The following is a 25,557-nucleotide window of genomic DNA, read 5'->3' on the forward strand; positions in this document are numbered from 1 at the left end:
TGTGAAATAAGGTTCGGAAAGGAAAACATTACATTTCCCAATCCGGGTAGCACACTACTACTACAAAATCTTACGAAGCCTTGTCTCTTTTTATTAATTATGTACTAGAAACAACACTTATTCCATTTCACCTATACAACGGCCAAAACATTTGGTCTTTCCCGAGACAACTTAAATATTAATTCACCAAATAATGTGTTTGCCCATGCAAACCAAGATCTAGTGAAATTTTCAGGATTATTTTTATGAAATGTTTCATGCATAAATCCTGTCTCAGCATGAGTAGCAATCAGCATCCGCAAACAGGAAATAATTTCCTTTTCATCACTGGAGGTCATCGCTCTCATTATAATACTCATAGGCCAAATCATATCCACACCCACATGTGGACCACCAATTCCTTCTGCATATTTCCCCTTATAAAACCATGGATTATTTGCGCTCAAAATAAATTTTCTCGTATTTTGATATAGAACATCTGACGAATCCATCGCCCCTAAATAAGGCAGAGCCAGTAAGCTTGGAATATTCGCATCATCCATAAACAGCTTATTACCAAAACCATCAACCTCAAAAGCCAATATTTCACCATAATTCATATGATCTGATATTGCATATTTTGTAAGTGCAGTTTCAACTTCTTTAGCGAGATTCAAAGCTTGATCGGCAAGTTTTTCTTTTACACCCAAATAAGTTAATATCTCAGTCAATTGCCTTAAAGAAGTAACAGCAAAATAATTCGATGGAATTAAGAATGGCAATACTGTTGCGTCATCCGAAGGTCGAAATGAAGAAACAATTAATCCAATAGGATTAACAGGATTTCCATATCCGCCACCTGGTAGAGTATCATATGGCCTAGTCGTATTTCGCTCGAAAGAGTATGGTCCACGATTTTCTTTTCGCTGTTGCTGCTTAAATGTTTTCACAATTAATTCTGCAGCCTCTTCCCATTTTGCATCAAAACAACTATCATCCCCAGATGTTTTCCAGTAATGATATGCCAAACGAATTGTATAACAAAGAGAATCTATTTCCCATTTTCTTTCGTGCAATTCGGGTTTCATTTCGGTATTATCACTTTCCCAATGACTTCCTTCTGCTTCTTTATTAAATGCATTTGCGTATGGATCAATCAAGACACACTTGGTTTGTCTATTGATTACTCCTCTAAACAAGTTTTTTAATTTTTCATCCTCCGAAATCAATGGTAAGTATGGCCATACCTGAGCTGTAGAATCCCGAAGCCACATGGCATTAATATCACCGGTAATTACAAAGGTATCAGGTTTTCCAGAATCCTCTGAATACAGAACTGTTGTGTCCAAAGTATTTGGGAAACAATTTTCAAACATCCATGACAATTCAGGATTCGAAATTTGTTCTTTTATTTTATCAATAATCTTATCGACAGAAGTGCTGACAAAATTGCGATCACTTTTTACGGGTCGCTTCGAAACGTATCTTAAGTTTTGCGCCGATGCTATAGAACCAACACCTGTCAATGCCATTCCACCGGTAAACAAAACTGAGTTTCTTAAAAAAGTCCTTCTTTCCATGATTCCTCTGAATTACTACTACAAATTCTTCAATGCAAATGCATAAGCTCCAATTGCAATCGCCTTGCTTGCTCCGAGCTTACTAAAGCAAACTGCTAATCGTGGATTTGGATCATATTTTATCGTTTTATCCGTTCCCGGTATTTGTATGTCTTTTGAATAATCTGAAGCAAATTCTTTAAATTCTGAATCCTTATCGATATTATACACTTTTTGAACCAAACGAGGAAGAGACTCTCCACTTGCGGTGTAGCAATTTCCATTCATTTCTTTCAAAGCTGCGGGCATATATAAATCATGAGCACCGGTTAAACCTCCACCAATAACAGCAATACCATCGGTAATGGTTAAAAGATTAGCCAAACTATCTCCCAAACATCTTCCAAACAGTTCAAATGCTTTTAAAGCTGCGTCTTGATCTGTATTAGTTCCATCCATAGCAACATCATAAACATCCTTAGGCATCAATTCATTGGAATAATTGCCTTTTGCATTTTCCAGAAAAGTTCTCTGAATAGCCCGGGTACTTACTCCCTCTTCAGCAAACCGATCAGGAAAAACACGCGAACTTGTTAGCCAAACCTCTGTGGCAATTGAATTATCCCCAGTAAACAATTCATTATTGTGCACCAATCCGCCACCAAATCCGGTACCAAGAGTCACACCAATTAAATTTCGATATCGTTTAGGACTATTTGCCTCCTCTAAACGCTTATTGATAGCAGGTAATACACCTCCCAAGGCTTCGCCATAGGCAAATAAATCACCGTCATTATTAATAAAAACAGGTATCGAGAATTTCTCTTCGAGCATTGGTCCTAATGCAACTCCTCCCCTAAATGCAGAAAGATTTGGTAAATCACCAATAATTCCATTTTTATAATCAGCAGGCCCTGGAAATGCAAAACTAATTGCAACAGGTTTCTCCGAAAGTAAATTCAGAACTTCCTGAAATCCATCAGTAATTGTCTTCAAACAAAGATCAAGCTGATCGGCATTTGATGGCTTTCGAATTGGTTCAACTATTTCCTCTCCACTTTTCATTGCTGAAAAAACGAAATTTGTTCCTCCTGCATCAAGAGTTAGAACAACTCTTTTATCGTTCCAAATATTCATATGATTATAATTATGTGTTTTTGCCATATGGAACTTACCATGACCAATAATCATGCCTCTGTGTGTCACAACTGCCTGTCATGGACGTTTCATATGCTTTTTTTACTTTCTTTTATAAAATGACAATCCAAAAATATAACCGATACATACAAGTGTAACAATAAATCCGGCCATAAGTGAGAAGATATCTGCCACAGCACCAAAAATTACGGGAACAATAGCTCCTCCAATAATTGCTGTCACCATCAATCCGGATATTTCATTGCTTCTCTCAGGCATTGCATCAATGGTAATTGAAAATACCAAAGGAAAAATATTGGCAAAGCCTAATCCAATAACGAAGATGGCTACGAATCCCATCGTTGCGCTTGTTGCAACATAAAGTCCCGCAATCCCGACCAAAGCCAAAAGTGTGGTTATTTTCAAAAATCTGGATGGAGACATCCAATTTAAAATAACACCCCCTAAAAATCGACCTGTCATCAAAGCAAGGAAGAAAAATAAAGTTCCCCACAATCCCAGTTCCTGAATATCAAAATTGAATTTGTGTTCTAAATAGTTAGGTAGTTTTGCACTCATACTCACTTCTGCCCCTACATATAAAAATATGGCCAATACCATAAAGAAAACGTAAGGATTTTTCAATAAAGCTAAAACAGAACCAAAAGAGGCAGGAGATCCTGAATCATCTTTTTTCTCTTCAATTTTCACAAACCAAAGATAAACTCCAGCTATTAAAACAATAACAGCATATACAGGAAATAGTAGTTTCCAATCTAAACCCCAATATTGAGCCGCTAATAATGGCAATAATGCACCCGAAAGTGATCCAATTGCCTTAAAAAATTGTCCAAATGAAAGATTTCTGGAGTATTTTCCTTCAGGAGAGACATCCCTCATAATTGGGTTTCCCGCCACCTGCAAAAGCGTTGCGCCGGTTCCTAATAGCAATAAGGAGCCTAACAATAAACCAAATGATGAAAAATTTCCTAGAATAGGTAATACCAAACCAGCTAATGCAGTAATCATACCTAACAACAGAACAAACTTTTTCCCTTTTCTATCCTGAACCAATCCCATAGGTACAGAAAGCAAACCAAACATGATAAATCCCATGAAGGTAACCAGTCCCGCCATAAAATTAGTTAATTCATACTCTGCCTGTAATTGACTTGTTAGTGGCCCAACAACATCACCAAACCCCATACATAGGAAAGCTAAAAATATGGGTCCTGATTTTAAATAATTATTTTTCATAGTTTAAAGTAAAATATTTAACGTTCTATTAATTTAGGTTTTAATTCTATTCTTGTATTTTTACTCACTTTTGTTCTGATTACCTCCTCCAAAATATTCACAGATTGTTTTGCAATATTATCTATTGGTTGCGCAATGGAAATTACTTTAGGCCTGGAATAATCGAAAATGTCCAGATTATCAAAACTAACAAAAGTGATTTCATCTACCTTTTCAGGATAAAGCATATTCATCAACCAAATGGCAGTAGCGGTAATCTGGTTATTGGTGAAAACAATCACATCAACTCCAGCCTCAATCAAATATTTCAGTTCCTTTTGCGCACTTTCTTTAATCTGATTGTTATCTACAATTCGAAGCAAACTTTCATCTTGTTCCAATCCATTATCGATTAATGCCTGCTTGTATCCATCTATCCTTAATTTTAAAGAATAAACATCCGGTGTAATGGATAGTAAGCCTATTTTTTTTGCGCCTTTATCTATCGTTCTCTGAATAGCTTCCTTCATTGGGGCTTTATTCTCAACCAAAATATAATTGGCCGATACAGCCGGGTCTTCTCTATCGAAAAAAACCATTGGGAAATTCTGCTTTGCAAGAGATTCTAATGCATCACTACTTATAAAACAAGAGGCTATAACTAATCCATCAACCTGACGATTTGCGAACATATTAAGCAATAGCTCCTCTTTCTCCTTTTTTTCATCGGTGCTCCCAATTAGTAAATGGTAACCCATTTCCCAAAGAAGATCTTCAATTATTCGTCCGATTTTAGCATAAAATGGATTCGAAATATCAGGCACCAGATAACCAATGGTATTAGTTGTACCATTTTTTAAACTCTTCGCAATTTGATTTGGCTGATAGTTTACTTCCTTGATGTAATCCAGTATCAATTTTTGAGTTTTTTTACTGATATTCTTCTCATCTCCTTTTTTGTTTAAAACAAATGAGACAGTAGTTTTTGAAACTCCTAAATCTTGGGCGATATCTTTAATTGATTTCTTTTTCAATTGATTTCTTTTTACTAAATCGGTTTACTAAATCGGTTTACTAAAGTATGTATTATTTTCTAATTCTGAAAACATTATTCAAAAGGACAATATTACCTCATCCATATTAATCACTAAGCCCAAAATAAGACACACGCAAAACACTGATTAACAGACTACTCCACACGCTAACATTGTTTTTATTTTAATTCACTGAAATTTGAATTTGTAAGTTGATTCAAAAAAAAAATTGTACTTTTATTCCCTAAGAAAAATCAATCACACCTCCTTATTTCTTCTTATATATTATTTTCAAGCCTGATTTTACATGGTTTCAATTAACTTATGTTATAGTCAAGCTATTAGACAAATATGAATGAATATGAAAAATCAGAAAATTAGTATTATTGGTTGTGGAAATTTAGGTCGATCCATTACCAAAGGATTGTTGAACAATGATAATTTTAACTCGAGCAACGTTACAGCTACAAGAAGAAAAATTGATTTAATAGCTGATTTAGCAAAAGATGGAGCCACTATTACATCAGATAATTGTGAGGCTGTAAGAAATTCGAACATCATTTTAGTTGCAGTTAAACCCTACAATGTTGGTAAAATTATTGCTGAAATAAAGGGCGAATTAATTGAAGGGCAACATGTACTTGTTTCTCTTGCTACAGGATTAACAACCGAAGAAATTTCAGAAATGCTGGATCACAAAATTCCGGTTTTTAGAGCAATGCCTAATATTGCAGCCAACATATCGGAATCGATAACCTGCATATGCGGTAAAAACGCTTCCAAAGAAGAAACACAAAATGTAAAAATGATTTTCGATTGTGTGGGAGAAAGTCTGATTATTAATGAGGAATTGATGGAAGCAGCCACAATTTTAGGTGCATGTGGAATCGCTTTTGTATTCCGATTTATTCGCGCGATGATTCAAGGTGGTATTCAAATTGGATTTGATGCCAATACAGCAAAACAGATCGTGTCTCAAACTGTGAAAGGTGCGGCCGAAATGCTTCAGGTGAATAATGATCATCCCGAATCGGAAATCGATAAAGTAACTACGCCAAAAGGCTGTACAATTGTTGGATTAAATGAAATGGAACACCAAGGATTTTCATCTGCATTAATCAAAGGAATTGTTACCTCATTTGAGAAGATTGAAAAATAGGATTCTAAAATCCCATTCGATTAGTTTAAACTAATCGAATGGGAATATTTCCTAATCAGTCAGCATTAGCTTTCTTTTCAAATCCACACCATCCACATTCAGGTTCAAAATGTAGACCCCTGAAGACAATCCATTTAGGTTGAAATTAATCACACTCTCATAGTTGGAGACAACTCCTGAACGAATTTGAGCCCCTCTTAAATCATAAACGATCCACGTACTTCGCAAATATATAATCTGACTTAAATCGACTGTGAAAACTCCATTTGATGGATTTGGATAAATCTTTAATAAATCCTCATACGAAGTCGTTATTTCTTTTATTGTTGAGTGTACTCCACAAAAATTTTCCGCAGTAAGCGTTATTGTATATCTTCCAGTTCTGTTGTAATCATGTGTCGGGTTTTCTTCACCTGATTCTGATCCATCGCCAAATGTCCAATCGTAGGTCATCCCTTCAATCGATGCATTAACTAATTGAACTTCATTCAAATCTACCGTGTAATTAAAACCAGCAACAGGAATATCCATGGCCAAAACAGATCGAACTATACTATCAGCAAGTCCATCTTTTATAACTATTAATTTAACCTGCTTAAGACCTGGGCTGGCATAGCTCACAACATGAGGCCCTTTTACGGATGAAGATTCAGGAATTGCACCTTCTCCAAAATACCACAAAAACTCATCAGGATCTCCTAATGAAATATCAGTAAACCTTACTTGTGAATCGTAACAAATGCTATCCTGAGAAACATCAAAAGCTGCCCTTAATCCTTTATAGGGATCAACACCATCAAGAGTTACAACTCCCGAATTCAGAGGATCTAACCAATATTTAAGTTGTTGATCGGCTTCGGAATAATTGTCCCAGCTTTCAGCGAATTTTGCAAAATAATCGTTTACAGAACTTGAACAACTGGCCTCTCCTCCCGTTAAATCACCAATTAAACGATGATTCTCATCAAACAAAGGTGAGCCGGATGATCCACCTTCTGTAGTACCTATATTCCATTCCAAAATACGCCAATGTGTATCAACATCAAATGTAAATTCCGTATCCGAATAGGAGTCCGTTATTGGTGATTCAAAATCCACAGATATTTTTTTCACATCTCCATTTGGGTGATGAATACAAGTTGTATTTGAGGGCATCCTCCCCGACCGATCCCAGCCAATGTAATAGGGTGAATAAGATGCTGGTGGCATCACCGATAACTCTAAGAGTGTAAAATCCAATCTATTTGTTGTAGCCAATAAGCTTGATCCGGAGATAGATTGCGATTTTGAGCCTACAGTGGATTCACAATCAACGGCTTCATAATTAAAGACAAAAATGGCAACATTTGCATCATTTTGATTATCGATTACATGATGCGCTGTCAATAAAAAAGGCCGTCCGTTATAACTAGTATTATTTATTAAGGCACCAGAGGCAATAAAACCATCATACAAAATGTGACAAACCGCTTTTTTTTCAACCTGCCATTCATCTCCTGCAGCACAATTAATATTAACATTACAGGTCCCCGATGATTTTAAAAAAGATTCCTCTCCTCTTAACTGATTAAATATATTTTTATAATCATGCAAAACACTTCCTATTTCCAGGTCGGCAATAAATTCGGGATGCAAAGGCTCTATGTACTCAACAGTAATTTCGTCTCCTTGTAGTGGTTCTATAGAAAACTTACCTGATTCTTTATTGTTTTTTTCATTGTATCCTCCCAATATTCTGTCCGATTGATTATTGTAAACAAATATCTGACCACCAACCGGCAGTCTGAATTTTGAGAAAATCAAACCTAAAGAATAAGCTCCCGGCGACGAAATTGATATGCGCCATACCCTTCGTCCATCATCTAAAGTTTGCCATTTCCCGGAGTTCAATGAACTGTAGGATACATTGTATTTATGAGCATACTTAGCATGCTTCAGGTAACTTTTACCATCAACCTGTTCATAAGTTTTACTCATTGAGAATACCTTAAATCGGGGTAAATAAATAGTTGATATTTCTGATTTTACTTTCCCCGTTTTAAATAATGGTTCACCTCCAAAAGAGATTTGTGCTTTAGAGGAAAAGCAAAAAAGAGTTAAGCTAATAAGTAACCAGAATCGAATGAGTTTAGAGGTCATGCAGGTATTTTTCAAAAAATTATCTTCAAAAATAACAAATATGCAACAATTGTCAGCCTATTACCGAAAAACAATCTGTTGCCCTAATATGTTTCAACAAATCTATTTAAAACACGATGGTAAATCTCCTAAAAAATAATCTGATCAACTCTTGGTATTATTTCTTAGTAATTCATTAAATATATTTAAACAACCACCTTTTTAAAGGGATTATATATAGAGCATCCCCTTTTAAATGCTAATAATTTTATCTAAATTTGATACTAGTAAAGCCTAACTATTACACCAATCCAATCCCTATGAATCAAAAAGAACTTAATTGGTCTTCAAAAATTATTCTTGTTGCAGAAGATGTTGAATCCAATTTCCTTTTTCTGGAAGAAGTAATTCGAAAAACCGGGGCGGAAGTTCTTTGGGCCAAAAACGGTCAGGATGCCATTGATATGTTCAATGCTAACAAAATTGATCTTATATTAATGGACATTCAAATGCCAAAGATGAATGGATTCGAGGCAACTAAAATCATAAAAAAAATAAATCCAAACATTCCTATTATTTCTCAAACAGCATACGCTATGTCCGAAGACCGAGCAAAGAGTTTAGATGCCGGTTGTGATGATTATATTTCAAAACCAATACCAAGTCAAAAACTATTGGATTTACTTTCGGTTTACATGTAATCAAAACTCACCTTTCTTAAATAAAAGTGAGACTAACATCCTTTAAAAATTTTTCCTCAAGAAGGGTAACGATTCTCTTCACAACAGTTCTTCGAATCTCCAATTCGATTGGTAAACTTGGATCCTGATGTGCAAAATTAATTCTTGTTCCCGATATAATAGAGATTTTATCACTCTGCAACAGATAATGAACAATCTGATCAGCAGGCCCTTCTCCCAGGTCATAGTCACTGTTGTAATCTCCTAGAATTCTTGCAACTTTTCCGATTGTTAAAATCCCTTCGGTAACCAAATTAATACTTTCCATATAAGAAGCTGGCGGAAGTTCAGGATCCGTAATTTTCATGCCGGCTGCAAATTTCAAATTCAATTCGCGCCCCAAAATTTCAGCTGTTGTTCCTCCGCAAATAATCTTTTTCCCCTTAAAGTGATACACTCTCATGGCTAGCTCAGAATCCTTATCCTTTTCGAAAGGAGGTCCGGTGCAAATTAAAAGTTTACGTGGTTCCCGATAATAAATCACACCTGCACTTGTATCATCTTTAAGCTCACCCTGATCGTTTCGAGCTGCTTTCTTCACCAATTGCATTCCTAAATTTCGGGCTGAAATGTAGGGAGAAGATCTTACAATATTGGTAACAAATTTCGATGCACTTTCATGTCCCCAACCAAATGGCAATTCCCTGCTTCCCATTCCAGACTGCATAATTCCATCGGACCAAAACAGAATACGATCCTCCTTTCGAGCAGTAAATTCGCAAGTACGAAGCTCTTTGCCTTGATTTTCTTCACTGTCAAGCAGAATTGTTCTCCAGCCCGGATCGTAAACCTCCGAACCACGCATAACAACGCACAAAGGGTTATCGAACTCAATGATACGTGTCGTGCCATCAAATTCAATATCAATAATTGTAAAAGTAGCATAGCTTACTTTTCGAACACTGCATACCGGAAGAGTGTTCATGATAATTTCAGCACTGGTTTTTACATCTTTGTGTTCAGCGGTAAAATTCATGGCCATCGATGCAGTTAAAGTCGCCAAAACATTGGCTTTAACACCGCTCCCCATACCATCACTTAACACTGCAATTGTTCTGTTTTCTTCCTTAATTCTCTTCGAAAGAAATACATCACCACAAATCATTTCTCCGTGATGAAAGATCTGTTGACAGTCAATATCTATATGAAATTTTTCGTCCATTATTCGCCTTTTCCTTCTTCCCCTGAAGCATGGGATTTAATGATTGAACTAAGCAATTTTTCTGTTTTGGAAGCACTCTCGCCTAATAGAAATGCGATCTGCTGAACTGTCTGAAGATTCTCTTTAATAACAGCTCTTGCTCTACCAATAACTTCTTCTCTTCGAACCTCTGGAGCATATAAATCGCGGATAATACCACCAACAATTTTATTCTTTTTAATTGTGAAAACAGATACATTAAACAATCTGTTTCCAAAATGAACATCCTTGTTCAAAATATCTTCTCCATTCATAATAACTGTCGAAAAGAATTTGTGAAAACTGATCAATTTCGTTAAATCGGCATCAACCAAGCCAGGAATAATTTCATTGAGCATTCTTGTTTCTTCACCCAATAAATCAACGAATGTTTTATTCGATTCAATAACCTTTAATTTGTCGTTAACAATTACCACTCCCGACGGTAGTTTCTGTAACATGGCCGACACGGTTTCCGAAGCCTCCTGCGCTAAAATTCTTTCTTCGTTGGCAATTCTTTCCGATTCCTTTAATGCAACTTTAGTTTTAGATAATGTAGCATTGATTGTTCCCAGTTCCTTTATGTAGTTGTTCATGTTCTTTATTGTAAAGGAAGAACACATTTCATAATTGGCCAAACCCTGGCATTTTGCAATGGCAAATTCTCTGCACGACTCATACCCACAGGAACCACAACCCAGTTGATCTTCAATGTTCCCTTTTCCCATTTCAACCAGAACATCCATTATTTCCTCCTCGGTAGGAACGGGTAATTGTCTGCCTTTTGATTTAAATCCTCTATTCAAATCCAAATTACTGTATTCATCAATTTCGTTCTGCCATTTTAACTTATCAAAGGTTTTTAATCTTTTGCGCACGTAACGAATTACTTGCGATCTACGAGAAAATTTACGCCCACCAGGCGAAGTTCCAGGCCCCATTATACAACCTTCGCAATAAAACAAATCCAGATGCTGGTTAAGATCGTGTTGTGTTTTAAATTCATTAATCGACCTGAGAAAATTATTTCTTCCTTCAGTACTAATAATGCTTCCATTTAGCATAGATATATCTATATCAGCAGCCTGAAACAAGCCATGACTAATCGGAAACAATCCCCCCAAACGAGCGAATGGCGGATCAAACTCTGAGAATTCAACCGAGTTTTCAGAAACTCCATACTCCGTAAATAACTTTCTTAATTCTACAAAGCTCAATACTGCATGAATATTTCCGTCGGTACCATTAAAATCTTTTACATCATCTTTGCTGGCAACACAAGGCGATAAAGAAACAATCTTTACATTTTTGCCATACTTTTTACGAACCACTTTCGCCATCGCAATGCCCGGCGGAACAATAGGCGCCAGATTATCAACCAATCCGGGATGAAAATTCTCAATATTATTGACCAGAGCCGGACATTTCGTAGAGATGTAATATTTCCCATGAAAGTTCTTAAACAGTTTCTTGTATTGATAGGCAACCAAATCGGCACCAAAAGCAGCTTCAACAACGTAATCAAAACCCAAGGCTCGAATCATGCCAACAAAATTCCTAAAATCCAGAATGTCATCAAATTCACCAGATATACTAGGATCGCATATTGCCACAACAGGTTCAGTATCTGCCAGTAATTGCTTTACCAATTCCTCCGAACTTCTATATTCTATCGCATTTTGAGCACAAACAGAAACACAATTTCCACAACCAATGCACCTACTTTCGATGATGTTGGCAAAATCATTTTCAATTTTAATTGCTTTGGCCGGACATACTCGAATACAGGTATAACTGAGATTACACTTATCCTTATTGGTTACAATTAAAGACATAATGAGAATTTTTTAGGATTGATAAACCGACTAAATTAAACGAGACCGAAAACTCCATTTAATATTTCAACTACACTGTCCGGATCAACTTCCTCATAAAGCTTATCTTCTACTTTTAGAATCGGTCCTTTGGCACAATTTCCTGTGCACAATTCGCCATGAAAGAAAACCTTGTCTTTTAATTTATTTTCTTCCAAAAAGGCATTAATTGCTTTCAGAGCTTTTCCGTTACCTCTTGAGAAACAGGAACTTCCCAAACAAATGGTAATTTCGATTTTTTCGGCCATTTAGTTATTGTCTTTATTATCTGTTTTATGAGGATTGTAAACTAATTCCTACTTCAACAAGAAAACTACCTACCAAATGGAATTTCAATTAACAATACCCCATGTTAAATATGGGTTACATTTCATTTTAAATATAGCTAAGATCTACTTCTTTTAAAAACTTTTCCTCTAGTAGTGCAACAATATTCTTTACTACTGTTCTTCGGATTTCCAATTCCATGGGTAAATTGGGATCTTGATGAGCTACATTTATCTTTGTGCCATTAACAATAAATATTTTATCACTTTCCAAAAGAACCCGTACAATCCGATCAGCTGGTCCGTATCGCATGGACGAATTTTGCTTGTGGTTTTTCAGTAATCGGTACACTTTTCCTAAGGTTAAAATTCCTTCGGTAACCAAATCGATATCAGAAATATACGAAATGGGTGGCAATTCGGAATCCGTAATATTCATCTCAACTTTTATTGGCACTCCTAATTCCCTCGAAATTATTCCAGCAGTAGTGCCTCCACACACAATTTTCTTACCCTTAAATTCGGCTACCTGCTTTGCCAACTGCGCATCTTTTGATTTTTCATAGGGTGGTCCTGTACAAATCAATAAATTTCGTGGCTCGCGAAAATAAAGCACTCCGCACGAAGTATCATCCTGTAGTTTGTTTCCATAATTCGCGCAAGCCCTTTCGACCACGGATTCGGACAATTGACGGGCTGACAAAAAGGGTTGCCTTTTAATCAAACCTTTCACATAAATATCCAAATTCTCGAGTCCCCAGCCAAAGGGAGAACGTCTGGCGCCCATTCCTGAATTGGTAACTCCATCGGAGCAGAAAACAATTCGATCTTCTTTCTGAGCCTTGAATCGGTACGAATAGAGTATTTTCCCTTTGTTATGCTCGCCCGTTAGAAGCAACTCTTCACACTCGGGGATAAAACTCTCCACCCCACGCAATATCAAACACTCAGGATTATCGTAACGAATAATGCGCGTTTCTCCATCACACTCAATTTCGATAATCGTAAAAGTGGAATAACTAGCCTTTCGTTTGCTGCAAACCGGAAGGGTTTGCATAATAATTTCAGCAGCCTTACGAATGTCCTTATTCACCTTCATGTAATTCAGGATCATTGATGCAGTGAGTGTTCCCAGCACATTTGCTTTTACACCGCTGCCCAAACCATCGGATAAAACCAGGATGGTACGTCCCTCCTCTTTTATTTTGCGCGACATAAAAACATCACCACAAATGGACTGTCCGGCATCGTTTTTTTGCTGACATTCAACTTCTATATAATAACGAGATGGCATAAGCGATTATTGATCCTGTGAAAGAGTATAAAATTCGACAATGGAATTTAGCATTTCTTCTGTTTCAGAAGCATTCTCACCCAACAAATAGGCTATTTTCTGCACTGTTTCAAGATTTTTCTGATTCACCGATTTCGCCCTCGAAATCACCTCTTCCCGCTGAATAAAAGGTTCCGACATGTCGCGAAGAATAGCACCTACAATTTTGTTTTTATGAATACTGAAAATGGTGATGTGAAACATCTTGTTTCCAAAACGAATATCCCGCTCCATATTTTCAGCACCGGTTTTAAGGGCAGATGAAAACAACTTGTAAAAAGGAGCTATTTTATGCAAATCGGCATCGACCAAACCTGGAATCGTATCGTACAATTGTTCGATTTCAGGCCCCATCATTCGGGCAAAACTTAGATTTGAATCTCTAATTTTCAATTGGTCGTTCACGATCACTACTCCAGAAGGAATTTTACGCAAAAGTGCCGATGATTTATCGTGTGCTATTTTGCGCATGTAGGATACGCACATGTTTGGCTCAGACCGATCTTCGAGCAAAGCTCCGGCGAACTCTTTACAGCTGTTATAACCACAACCCCCACAATTAATTTCATCCTTATCGGAGTACTTCCCAACCATGGTGAGTGCTTCTTTGATTCGATTTGACGAGTGTTCAATTTTTTTAACCGGCACGATCGAATTAAAATTTCTTTCAATCGGAAAATCGACATTCAGCTGAAAACCAAGATCTTTATCAGCTCTTCCAATAATTTCTAATCGCTTAAGAGCGGTAGAATAGGACTTACTTGTTCCCGGACCATTTACACAACCGCCATCACATGCCAAAAGTTCCAAAAACATCACATCCGATTTCTTGTACTTATCCAAATCCTTTAAAACTGACTGAATGTTATTGATTCCAGAAAAAGTCATATAAACAGCATCGGTTGCCGTGGTGTTGTTTTTCACGCCCATCAACATGCCTCCATCAATAGGGTACAAAACACCTTTTCCTGCTTTTCCGGGCACAAAAACTTCTGCTTGCTGTTCCCCTGCAAATAAATACGGATCAATGTTTTCCTCTTCAAACCATCTTTTTAAATCCGAAAAAGTGAGTGCAGCATCCAACAATTCGGGAAACTCATCACTCTCGGATTTTTTTGCAATACAGGGCCCAATAAAAACAACATGAGAATCTTCTCCATACTCATTTTTAAGAAATTTGGAATGCGTTAAAAGCGGTGATAAAAATGGAGTGATGTAATTTTTATATTTTGGATAATGTTTACAAATCATTTCCACAACCGACGGACATGCCGAAGAAATATAAATTCCTTTGTCCTGATTATCGATAAATTCGGATACTTTTTTAGAAACCTCCTGTGCTCCCAAAGCTGTTTCGGAAACATGAGTAAATCCCAATGCTTTTAAAGCGGCTACAATTTGCTCATCGGAAAGATTTGGAAATTCGGTAACGAATGATGGCGCCAAAGAAACAATTACTTTTTGATCCCGCTTCAACAAGCTCTTCACTCTCGTTACATCATCGCGCACTTTCTTTGCATTCACCGGACAAATAAGAGTACATATGCCACAATAAATACAATCGCTATGGAGAATCTGAGCCGCATTATTAACAACCTTAATTGCTTTTAATTTGCATTCCCTTATGCATTTATAACAATCCTGACAATCGTTTTGCTCCGTATAAACCGGTTGTAAAATATCCATTTTATCCTCCTTGTGTTATCTGCGTAGTTCCCCTTTGATCCTTGACCCTTGACCCTTGACCCTTGACCCTTGACCCTTGACCCTTGACCCTTGACCCTTGACCCTTAGAGTTACAAATCTCAGAATTTATGTTTTAGATAGAGGATTTACAAGGCTATTTTAGAACACATCAACACTATTAATATGTATTTTAAATAGTCTGCATGTGTTTCTATTTCGTTACGAAACAAGGATTTAATCAGATTGTAATAATACAAATCAACAATACCCCTCGGTTGAAATATACTAGAATAAGCAACACGCGAACCAATCTATTAAAACCTTCATACAGCCTTTATTCATTCATACTCCTATCTTATAATATTCTGTGACTATTTTATAATCCTCCTCCAGTATTTTATTACTATTATCGGTTAACTCCGTCCTCTATTCGTTGGCTTTATCCGTCAATTAATTAGAGTATTTCATTATCTAACGAGAGAAATTCACATGTCTATAAAGGAAATTTATAGATATGTGTAGGAAATCTTTAACTATATTAAGGAAATTCATAAAGGTGTGGGAGAAATTCTTAACTAGATTAAGAAAATTCATAAATGTGTGAGTAAAAATCTGTACTGTGTTAGAGAATTTCTTTATCCGAACTTATCTTTTATTTAATTACACAGTAAAAAAATAGAGGCTGCCAATTCGAAAATTAGCAGCCTTATCTATTATAATCTTTACACAAAGTACGAGACAGTATCTAAACCATGCTACCCGAAACAGCAACAACTTACCTGCAACCAACTTTGGCTTCTTACTTTAGGATAAACCAACAGGGATTTAGCTTAACGCTTTATCAACGAACGAATGTCATTTTAAATTTGAATCATAATTTATATCGATTATGGGTTTCGCCTTGAGGGATTATGCTTAGATTTAGGGGTTAAAAAATAAACAAATCCTAAATCATGAACTATCTAATTACATTATTTATACTTACCCTTCACCTGTTTGCCATTGTTGATGCTCTTAGCCACTTAAAAGAAAGAAATGGTGGTTTCAGAATGATATTGGCATTTCTGCCTCCTGTAATCGGACCCATAATCTATTTTCTAAGCAAAGGGAGTAAAGCTTCGAAACGTGGCTTTATGCAGAATAAAAGAAGGTATTCTTAAACCTATCACACCCAAAAGAACCCAATTAACCCATGATCAAAAACTATATAAAATCAGCCCTTAGGAATCTTAAACGAAACTATGTATTTACAGGAATCAACACCTTAGGGCTATCCATAGCCTTAGCTGCTTCCTTCATTATTATTCTGTTTGTAATTAATGAGTTGAGCTATAATAACTGTCACAAAAACAGAAAATCGGTTTACCGGGTTCTTAACTATTACAATACATTCGACCGCACGTTAACCGGGACTCCTTTTGTTTTAGCTTCTACTTTAAAGGAAGAATTCCCTCAGGTAGAACATGCGATTAACACCAAAAGCATACAAGAATTTACGATTCTGCACAAAGGAGAGAATATTGTTGTAAATGATGCTGTATCCAGTAGTTCAGAAATATTTGACATTTTCACCCTTCCTCTGATAAACGGCACTAACACGAAAACTTTATTAGACGACAAAAATTCAATTTGCATTTCGCGAAGCCTTGCCAGTAAATTGTTTTCGAGAACAGATGCAATCGGGAAAGAAATTACTGCAAGTATCAACAAAGAAGAACATGTATTAACAGTAACAGCCGTATTTGAAGATATCCCCCAAAACTCAACCTTCAGAGCAGAATGCCTGATAAATAAATCATTTACGATTACATATGTGAATAAACTCTTTGAAACAACCAATGCTGAAACAAATTGGGATCATAATTCCTGGCACACATGGCTGCGCTTGATTCCCGGGAGCAATCCTTCCCTGATTGACAGTCAGTTCACAATGCTTGAAAGGAAGCACATGGGCGAGAATCCTTTGTTTCACTATTCTTTACAAAATTTATCGGATGTTTATTTGGGATCCGAAAAAGTGATGAATAACAGCATACAGGGAAACTGGAACAGCATTAAAATATTTTCAGCCATAGCTCTGCTAATCGTATTGGTGGCCATGATCAACTACATCATTCTCTCCACAGCCGTTTCTTCCGGCAGATCAAAAGAGATTGGCATTCGAAAAACATTTGGTGCCAAAAACAATCAGATAAAGTATCAACTTCTTACAGAATCTATTGTTCTTACAATAATTGTATTGCCACTAGCTATTGCATTTATGATTCTGGGCTTACCCTACGCCGAAGAACTTTTCCAAACCAATTTGCCTGTTATTGGGGCGAACATTATAGTTTACATCTTATTCTACTTCATTTTAACTGTTTTAATCGGAATTATTTCGGGTCTTTACACTTCCGTTGGATTATCAAAATTAACTATTCTGAATGTGCTGAAAGGTCAAAATATGACAGGCAAAAAGAAGAACTTTGTCCGGTCAGCCCTAATCATATTTCAGTTGGTTATTTTTTGCTTCTTTGTTGCATGTGCACTCGTTATTCGGGGGCAATATCAATATTCTTTGGAAAAGAATCCCGGATTCCATAACAAAAATACCCTATTGATCGACATCAAAAACAGTGAAAACTACACTCCTTTTTTAAACGAGACACAAGCCAACACCAATGTGATTATGGCGTCTGGAGCTTACAGTGGACTACCTACGTATAGCTTTGGTGCAATGATGATTCCACATCATCAAGACCAGGAAAAAAAGGTGGAAGTAGAAGGTATGATGATTGACTTTAATTTTCTGCAAACCATGGGAATTCCCTTAGTTGATGGACGATATTTTTCTACGGATTACGGAAGTGATGTTAAAAACTCATGTATTTTGAATGAGACTGCAGTGAAAGCTCTTGGAATTAAGGATCCTATCGGCAAAAAAATTGGAGAACAGACCATCATTGGTGTGGTAAATGACTTTTACCTTCACTCTTTTCGCTCTGACATTCCTCCTTTAAAAATCCAATTAACCGAGAAATACCTTAGACAAATAGCCGTTTATTACAAAGAAGGATCGGCAAAGGATCTCATTCCCCAACTTGAAAAATCGTGGAAAAAAATTGCTCCCGAACAGGCATTTTTCTACACTACAGTTGAAGAAATTATTGAAGACATGTATTCTTCAGAAAAAAGCAGATTCAATACAGTTACTATATTTGCCTTTTTCACGATGCTAATTGCCTCTTTCGGACTGTTTGGCTTAACACTTTTTATAGCTCAAAGCCGAACAAAGGAAATCGGTATCAAAAAGGTATTGGGCTGTTCCGATACAATTATCATTTTCTCTTTTTTACGGATGAATATTCTTTATGTAGTAATAGCATCAGTCATCTCCATTCCAATAACATTCTACGCCATGACTGAATGGTTAAGCGATTATTCGATACGAACAGAAATTCATTGGTGGATATTTGCTCTTTCGTTCCTAATTGCCGGAATCGTGGTAACAGCAACTGTATTCATCCACTCCTACCGTGTAACAAGATTAGATCCCGTTAAATCGTTACGGTATGAATAGCTGACCTAAAACAACAGACACACAAAAGGCTGTCAATCCGAAGATTAGCAGCCTTATCTATTTTAACTTACAATGAATTTATTTCACGGCAATGGTCTCTATTTCGATTAATGCTCCTAAAGGAAGGTCTTTCACCGCAAAAGCTGCACGTGCAGGACATTCTTCCTTGTAATATTCACCATAAACTGCATTCATATCAGCAAAACCAGAAATATCGCTCAATAAACAGGTTGATTTAACAACATCCTTATAGGTATAGCCCGCTTCTTCCAAAATATAACCGATATTTTTCATTACCTGTTCGGTTTGCTCCTTTATGCCACCCTCAATAAATTTCCCTGTAACAACATCAACAGGAAGCTGTCCCGAAATATAAAGAGTCCCATTCGCTTCGACAGCCTGACTGTAGGGCCCTATTGCTTTTGGCGCCTTTTCTGAATTAATAGTTTTTTTCATTTTTAAAATCTTAGTGTTTGTAAAAAAATCACTTATTTTGCGACATTAAAGTTAAAATAAAAATGCCTTAATGAGAATAGTAATCATAGATAATTACGACTCTTTTACATACAACCTGGTTCATATTGTTGAGCAGTTTTGCGAACAAGTAATTGTTATGCGAAACGATCAAATCAACTGGGAACAAATCGGAAAGTGCGACAAACTTATTTTTTCTCCTGGTCCCGGACTTCCTGGTGAAGCAAAGGCAATGGGCGAAATCATGGATCAATACGCCAAAACAAAACCAATATTGGGAGTTTGCCTGGGCATGCAATTCATAGGAGAATATTTTGATGCTGAATTATTTAATTTGAAAGAGATTGTTCATGGAATCCCAAAAGCTACATTAATTACAGACGGCAACGAATGCCTGTTTAAAAATCTGCCGAAACAATTCAATTCAGGCAGATACCATTCCTGGGCACTATCGAAAAACAATTTCCCAAAATGCCTCCGCATCACCGCTACCGATGAGCAGAATGTAATTATGGCAATTCGTCACAAAGAATTCGACTTATGTGGTGTTCAGTTTCACCCGGAATCGATACTGACTGAGCATGGGAAAGAAATACTTAAAAATTGGATTCTCGCTTAGGCATCAAAAAAGCCAGTATAAAAAACACTGGCTTTTGATATTTTTACTAGCTGACATTAGAAACTTACATCTTGCCAAGCTTGCTTCTTCTCATATTTTAAATCCTGCAGAATTGATGATTGAACATTAATTCTAAAATTATAGGATTGATACGTTCCGAATGGAATGGCATTGAAGGACATTTGCCAACAGTGCAGGTCGCGGGTAATTGTAAATTGAGAGGAAGTTATCTCTTTTTCGGTAAAATCATAGCCTGTAGAGAAGCTCATCTTCCATTTTGGAGTTAAACTAACGTTACCTGTCACTCCCATATTCTGACGGACTGTACTCTTTTTGTTTGATGGTTTTGAATACGTCCAACCATAATCAATTGCAAACGACCACGGAATATCAAAGTTGATATATCTAGTATCTCTCCATGGCTCTTTTGATTTTTCATTTTTATCGTCCTTGTCATCTCCTTTTACATCTTTTGCAGACAAGCCAAAATCCAAGTCAATGGAAGCATTGGTTAATCGTGGCCCAAACTTATTAATTTTAATATTATTAGCATTTAATTTATAAGGATCGACTGTTGAACCCACATTCAAACCCAATTTTTTATTGAATAATTTTGTTCTTCCCGACATTCTAATAGTCGACCAATTCAACGAATCGGCAAACATATTGTACGATGTAGAGAATTTCAAACTCTCTATAATTTTCACCTTTTTAAACTCCTCTGTTCCTGTTGAATCATTTGCCGTACGCATTTTTGCCTCAACATTATTATCCAAACCAAAACTAACACTTCCTGATTCCTTTGCTCCAGTTGGCGTACCATACACTCCCCCTTCAAACATTGAATACTCAACATCCTTATCTGTAGTTTCGTTTCGGTACGTTTTATAATATTTACTTCTGGGAATACCGATTTCAGGCGTATAACTCACACTAATACTTGGTGTCATTACGTGTCTTATCGCAGCCAATTTTGAGCTTTCCTTAAAAGTGTACATTCCATAAATCTTTGGGCTTAAGGAAAGCGAGGCACTTGTAGAATAATTGTGTGCGTATTTAAATCCCTGAATAGTATCAATATGAACCCCTCCATCTCCATCATTCATTTCTGTATCCCAACTTTTACTAATTGATTTAGAATACAAAACACCTTGATAATTAAGTGTCGGAGAAAGCGTAAGGTCTTTGGTTAATTTAAAATTGGTGCTAATAGGAATACTATGCTGATAACCATTGTCCCAATCGGTAGCCAAAGAAGAAGACATCAACTCACTCTCCTTGGTGTTGATCTTATTTTCCAGTTTTGAAGAGTAACTCACCCCCACCTTATCGTACCATCTCAAATTCGTGCTTTTACCTTTTGCGCGGAACGGATAAATTTGTGTCATATTTAACGACATGCTTGGTAAGGTCAGAGAGATAGTTGTATCTCGGCTATTTTGTGAGTGACGCAAACTTCCATTTAAACTAAACGGACTATCTGCCCATTTTTTACTGTAAGAAATACTTGATTGCTTCTGGTTATTTGTAATTTTCTGAATCGACGTTGAATTGTTTCTATCATTATTGCTGGTAGAGAAATTTACCGAGGCAGAAAAGGTACGATAAGGGTTTGCTTTTGAATCCTGTGTGTGAGTCCATCGAATCGCAAAATCGGTCGACTCCGAATAATCAGACAATCCCTCATCTCCATATTTATTGGAATGATATTCTGTTGCTAAATTACCACTGTAACGGTATCGTGTTTTATACTTTGACTCCACATATCCACCCCACGATCCATTGGCGAATATATCACCGGTTACTGCCAAATCCATATATTCATTCATCGCCCAATAATAACCACCTCCACGAAGGTTAAAACCTCTTCGTTGCTCCTCACCATAGCTCGGCATAATTATACCTGATGAATAAGAAGAGCTAAAAGGAAATAAAGCAAATGGCAAACCTATAGGCATTGGTACATCTTCTAATACCAAATAAAGAGGACCTGAAACAATCTTATCATCTTTAATCATCTTAGCCTTGGTCATTTTCACATAAAAATGTGGATGAGGATCATCACAAGTGGTATATTTTCCATTTTTGAGATAAAAGGTTTTATCATCAATCCGTTTAGTGATCTCAGAATGTACATAGCCACCTTCTTGCTCAGTAATTATTTCATTAACCAAGCCCTTACCTGTGTCAAAGTTATATTTAAGCTCTTTACAGGTAAACTCCTCTGCACCATCTTTAAATTCAGGGGTATCAATAAATGTTCCGGTTGAATCTTTTATTCCATAAGCAAAAGCTTCTTTTTTGTCAAGATCAAGCTCAATATAATAGGCTCGTAATTCAATCTCTCCATATTTAACAAAAGAGTTTTTAGTTAAAAACACCTTTTGTCCTGTAAGAGAAAAAACAATTGTATCGTCGGAATTGTATTCAATAGATGCCTCAAAAAAGGGTTTATCCTCTTTTTTAATCGAATCTGTCGCTAAAGTATCTGAAGCAACTTTTAATAAAGTATCTTTTTCAGATATTTTAAAATCCACGAAACGTGAAAAATCCTCACCACTCCAACTCGTAACAGGCTGATAGTTATCAGAATTATTAGTAGAATTGATTAAAGCGAAGCCTGTCAAAGGAAATGTAATTCCGATGAAAATAATAAAAACCCGTTGTAGTAATTTCAATTGCAATTTTTATCTGTTATTTTTGTAAAATAATCGAATTAAAAGGAGCCTGATAAGCTAGACATAATTTAACAGTCACACTTTCTTAGGACGCCAAAAATACAAATAAAAGTACTATATTCCCTAATCGAAACGAACTTCAAAAACATTTTTTAAGTTCTTTTATGAAGATTTTTCTAATGAACATTATTCTAAAAAGCATATATCGTGGTCTAATTACAAGATCATCAGCCGTTTTATTTCTACTATGTGTCTTTATTCTGCAGGCTCATGATGGACTATCGCAGGCTAATCATACCAATATTAATACTGTGGTTATTGATGCCGGTCATGGTGGAAAAGACCCTGGCGCAATAAGTAAAACTCTTCAAGAGAAAGATGTTGTTTTAAGTATAGCACTAAAATTAGGAGCTTATATTGAAAAATACTTTCCAAAAGTAAATGTAATCTATACCCGGAAAACAGATGTTTTTATTGCTTTAGATAGAAGATCGGAAATTGCCAATCAAAACAAGGCCGATTTATTCATCTCCATTCATGCCAATGCAAATAACAATTCTGAGATTACAGGAACAGAAACCTATACCTTAGGACTGCATAAAACGAAGGAGAATCTTGAGGTTGCAATGAAAGAAAATGCAGTAATGCTTTACGAAGATGATTACACTACAAAATACGAAGGCTTTGATCCGCACAACCCGGCATCCTACATTATATTTAATTTATTACAAGGAGTTAATAGAGAAAACAGTATTAATCTGGCCGAATTAACTGAATTTCAATTTAAAACCAGAGTAGGTCGTCACTCAAGAGGTGTTCGAGAAGCCGGATTCTGGGTTTTGAAACAAGTTAGCATGCCATCGATATTGGTTGAAGTTGGTTTTGTCTCTAATCCTACCGAAGCAAATTACCTGAAAAAATCTCAGAATCAAGACTTCCTTGCAAGCGCAATTTTCAGAGCTTTTCGCGATTACAAAACGAAAGTAGAAGAATCAAGTGTTGTACTCGAAATGAAAGAAGCATTAGTAAGTGTTGATACAGTATTGACTTTGGCATCATCAATAACAAATGAACCCACTGAAGTGTCTCCGATTGAGTTTTGCGTTCAGGTCAAATCATCCTCGAGACAAATACCATTAAACTCCAGATCGTTCGAAGATCTTGAAAATATTAAAGAAAGAGTTAGTGGTGGAACTTATAAATACACCATTGGATCTACAGACCAGTACAACGAGATTGTTCTTCTTCAAAAGGAAATCAGAAAAAAAATTAAAGATTGTTTTGTCGTTGCATTTTATAATGGAGAGCGAATATCTCTGTCAAAAGCAAGAAACCACAAAAAACATAACTAATTTTGCCACTATTCTATCGAATACCACTCAACCTGAAATAAAAATACAGAATTATGAAATTTTCAAAAGACGCAAAAATAGGACTTGTTGTTATTGGAGCCATTGTAATTTTAATTTGGGGGGTAAACTTTCTCAAAGGATTTAATGTATTCTCGAGCGAACAAATTTTATATGCCAGATATGAAAGAGTTGATGGATTAAAAAAATCGAGCTCGGTCACTCTAAAAGGTTATAAAATTGGACAAATTAAATCCATTAAATTTAGCAGCGCATCCGCTGATCATCTTTTGGTTGAATTTTCTATTTCAGATCAATTTAAAATTCCCGACAACTCTATAGCTAGAATTGAGAGTGCGGATATTATGGGTACGAAGGTGATCACATTGATTCCTGGAAAAGGAAAAACAATGCTTCAAACAGGTGACACTATAAAAGGCAGTATTGAAGGTGATTTAAAGGAACAGGTTAGCATGCAGATGTTGCCTCTGAAGAATAAAGCTGAAAAATTAATGTCTGGTGTTGATTCGGTTCTAACAGTAATACAATATATATTTAATGAGAAAACCCGAGATAATTTAACCAGAAGCTTTGGTAGTATTGAACAAACCTTTAAAAAACTTGAAAATGCTTCCGGTACACTTGATACCATTATCACCGGACAAAAAAGTCATTTCGAAAATATTTTCGCAAATGTAGATTCAATAACAGGAAACTTAAAAGACAACAATAAAAACGTATCTACTATTCTATCCAATTTTTCAAGTATTAGTGATTCCTTATCCGCTTCAGATATTGCTCAAACCATAAATAATGCAAGAGCAACCCTAAAGCAAACCAATGAAATTCTTGAAAAGATAAACTCAGGAAAAGGTTCTATGGGTTTATTAATTAACAACGATACATTATATACAAATCTGGAAGCCGCATCAAACGGTCTAACCAATTTGCTCATCGATGTTAAGAACAATCCTAAAAAATATATGCACTTTTCATTATTTGATACCGGCAAAACGGTTTATCTGGATTCCGAAAAATCACAAAAGAAAAGAGATAAAGAAAATCAAGTATATTATAAAGTGCAAATCATGTCTTCCTCCACTCAAATCCCTTTGGATGACACAGCATTTAAGGGACACAGAAAAATTGAAGAAATTTATTTTAATGGGAAGTATAAATATACAATTGGGGAGACTCAAAACTATAAGGATATTATCCGCCAACTAAAAAAAATACGTGATGATTTTCCAGATGCCTTTGTGATAAAGATAAGTCCTGAGAATTGATTTTTATTTAACGGCTGTGATTATAGTAAATCAAAACCGCTTAAAGAACTGAAGCTCTAACAAGTATGGCCAGATCAACAATCTACTTAACCGACGGCCTGTTATGTTTAATCTAGACTGATTGTAAATTAGATAATTAAGACCTAGAAGTACAGTATTCAGAAAGGACTAACAACCAGAAAGTTAAACAACAAACACTTACAATTCGCTGACCTGTAGTATTTTAGATAATTTCATTTATTTTACATTTATGTAACCCCTGTTTTATATAGAGTAGTAAATGTTTTT

Annotated in this window: 19 protein-coding genes; 7 read left to right on the top strand and 12 right to left on the bottom strand. The window is 36.1% G+C overall.

Annotated elements, in window-relative coordinates; translation table 11 throughout:
• Window positions 1–131: 131 nt before the first annotated feature.
• The 4 genes from ALGA_RS22610 to ALGA_RS22625 all read right to left on the bottom strand — a co-directional run bounded on the left by ALGA_RS22610 (window position 132) and on the right by ALGA_RS22625 (window position 4,945).
• Complete coding sequence (locus ALGA_RS22610; RefSeq protein WP_096433256.1) at window positions 132–1,559, bottom strand: glycoside hydrolase family 125 protein; 1,428 nt, start codon at window positions 1,557–1,559, stop codon at window positions 132–134.
• Window positions 1,560–1,577: 18 nt separating this feature from the next.
• On the bottom strand, window positions 1,578–2,675 hold the full coding sequence (locus ALGA_RS22615) for an ROK family protein (RefSeq protein WP_096433842.1): 1,098 nt from the start codon (window positions 2,673–2,675) through the stop codon (window positions 1,578–1,580).
• Window positions 2,676–2,777: 102 nt separating this feature from the next.
• A complete protein-coding gene (locus tag ALGA_RS22620; RefSeq protein WP_096433258.1) occupies window positions 2,778–3,932 on the bottom strand; it encodes an MFS transporter in 1,155 nt (384 codons plus the stop codon).
• Window positions 3,933–3,949: 17 nt separating this feature from the next.
• Entirely contained in the window at window positions 3,950–4,945 is a 996-nt protein-coding gene (locus ALGA_RS22625) for a LacI family DNA-binding transcriptional regulator (RefSeq protein ID WP_096433260.1), read from the bottom strand.
• A 361-nt stretch (window positions 4,946–5,306) separates the two neighbouring features.
• On the opposite strand from ALGA_RS22625, the gene proC reads away from it, so the two are divergent.
• On the top strand, window positions 5,307–6,104 hold the full coding sequence (gene proC, locus ALGA_RS22630) for a pyrroline-5-carboxylate reductase (protein WP_197705655.1): 798 nt from the start codon (window positions 5,307–5,309) through the stop codon (window positions 6,102–6,104).
• A 51-nt stretch (window positions 6,105–6,155) separates the two neighbouring features.
• Here the strand turns inward: proC and ALGA_RS22635 are convergent, their stop codons facing one another.
• On the bottom strand, window positions 6,156–8,243 hold the full coding sequence (locus tag ALGA_RS22635) for a T9SS type A sorting domain-containing protein (protein WP_096433264.1): 2,088 nt from the start codon (window positions 8,241–8,243) through the stop codon (window positions 6,156–6,158).
• A 299-nt stretch (window positions 8,244–8,542) separates the two neighbouring features.
• On the opposite strand from ALGA_RS22635, the gene ALGA_RS22640 reads away from it, so the two are divergent.
• Window positions 8,543–8,923 (top strand): response regulator, encoded by a 381-nt coding sequence (locus tag ALGA_RS22640; protein ID WP_096433266.1) that lies wholly within the window; start codon window positions 8,543–8,545, stop codon window positions 8,921–8,923.
• Window positions 8,924–8,939: 16 nt separating this feature from the next.
• Here ALGA_RS22640 and ALGA_RS22645 read toward each other — a convergent pair whose 3' ends face one another.
• The 5 genes from ALGA_RS22645 to ALGA_RS22665 form a co-directional block, all read right to left on the bottom strand.
• Complete coding sequence (locus ALGA_RS22645; RefSeq protein WP_096433268.1) at window positions 8,940–10,124, bottom strand: SpoIIE family protein phosphatase; 1,185 nt, start codon at window positions 10,122–10,124, stop codon at window positions 8,940–8,942.
• Complete coding sequence (locus ALGA_RS22650; RefSeq protein WP_096433270.1) at window positions 10,124–11,977, bottom strand: [Fe-Fe] hydrogenase large subunit C-terminal domain-containing protein; 1,854 nt, start codon at window positions 11,975–11,977, stop codon at window positions 10,124–10,126. The genes ALGA_RS22645 and ALGA_RS22650 overlap by 1 nt, the downstream gene beginning before the upstream one ends.
• 35 nt (window positions 11,978–12,012) lie before the next feature.
• Window positions 12,013–12,264: an NAD(P)H-dependent oxidoreductase subunit E gene (locus tag ALGA_RS22655; RefSeq protein ID WP_096433272.1), complete on the bottom strand. Its 252-nt coding sequence runs from the start codon at window positions 12,262–12,264 to the stop codon at window positions 12,013–12,015.
• Between the two features lie 127 nt (window positions 12,265–12,391).
• Window positions 12,392–13,576 (bottom strand): SpoIIE family protein phosphatase, encoded by a 1,185-nt coding sequence (locus ALGA_RS22660; protein ID WP_096433274.1) that lies wholly within the window; start codon window positions 13,574–13,576, stop codon window positions 12,392–12,394.
• Window positions 13,577–13,582: 6 nt separating this feature from the next.
• Window positions 13,583–15,301 carry a [Fe-Fe] hydrogenase large subunit C-terminal domain-containing protein gene (locus tag ALGA_RS22665; RefSeq protein WP_096433276.1) on the bottom strand — a complete coding sequence of 573 codons (1,719 nt, stop codon included), beginning with the start codon at window positions 15,299–15,301 and terminating at the stop codon, window positions 13,583–13,585.
• Between the two features lie 953 nt (window positions 15,302–16,254).
• Between ALGA_RS22665 and ALGA_RS22670 the strand changes: the two genes are divergently transcribed.
• Together ALGA_RS22670 and ALGA_RS22675 are read left to right on the top strand one after the other, a co-directional pair.
• Window positions 16,255–16,461: a hypothetical protein gene (locus ALGA_RS22670; protein ID WP_096433278.1), complete on the top strand. Its 207-nt coding sequence runs from the start codon at window positions 16,255–16,257 to the stop codon at window positions 16,459–16,461.
• A gap of 32 nt (window positions 16,462–16,493) precedes the next feature.
• Window positions 16,494–18,863, top strand: a complete 2,370-nt coding sequence (locus ALGA_RS22675; RefSeq protein WP_096433280.1) for an ABC transporter permease — start codon at window positions 16,494–16,496, stop codon at window positions 18,861–18,863.
• A 78-nt stretch (window positions 18,864–18,941) separates the two neighbouring features.
• Here ALGA_RS22675 and ALGA_RS22680 read toward each other — a convergent pair whose 3' ends face one another.
• Complete coding sequence (locus ALGA_RS22680) at window positions 18,942–19,319, bottom strand: RidA family protein (protein ID WP_096433282.1); 378 nt, start codon at window positions 19,317–19,319, stop codon at window positions 18,942–18,944.
• Between the two features lie 70 nt (window positions 19,320–19,389).
• On the opposite strand from ALGA_RS22680, the gene ALGA_RS22685 reads away from it, so the two are divergent.
• Window positions 19,390–19,956 (top strand): anthranilate synthase component II, encoded by a 567-nt coding sequence (locus ALGA_RS22685; RefSeq protein WP_096433284.1) that lies wholly within the window; start codon window positions 19,390–19,392, stop codon window positions 19,954–19,956.
• Between the two features lie 56 nt (window positions 19,957–20,012).
• On the opposite strand, the gene ALGA_RS22690 is transcribed toward ALGA_RS22685, so the two are convergent.
• Window positions 20,013–22,634, bottom strand: coding sequence for a putative LPS assembly protein LptD (locus ALGA_RS22690; protein ID WP_145957702.1), 2,622 nt, complete (start codon window positions 22,632–22,634; stop codon window positions 20,013–20,015).
• Between the two features lie 164 nt (window positions 22,635–22,798).
• Here ALGA_RS22690 and ALGA_RS22695 point away from each other — a divergent pair, with 164 nt between their 5' ends.
• Together ALGA_RS22695 and ALGA_RS22700 are read left to right on the top strand one after the other, a co-directional pair.
• Window positions 22,799–23,986, top strand: a complete 1,188-nt coding sequence (locus tag ALGA_RS22695; RefSeq protein ID WP_096433288.1) for an N-acetylmuramoyl-L-alanine amidase family protein — start codon at window positions 22,799–22,801, stop codon at window positions 23,984–23,986.
• A 53-nt stretch (window positions 23,987–24,039) separates the two neighbouring features.
• Window positions 24,040–25,269, top strand: coding sequence for an MlaD family protein (locus ALGA_RS22700; RefSeq protein ID WP_096433290.1), 1,230 nt, complete (start codon window positions 24,040–24,042; stop codon window positions 25,267–25,269).
• The last annotated feature ends 288 nt before the right edge of the window (window positions 25,270–25,557 follow it).

The organism is Labilibaculum antarcticum (assembly GCF_002356295.1).
Classification (GTDB): domain Bacteria; phylum Bacteroidota; class Bacteroidia; order Bacteroidales; family Marinifilaceae; genus Labilibaculum; species Labilibaculum antarcticum.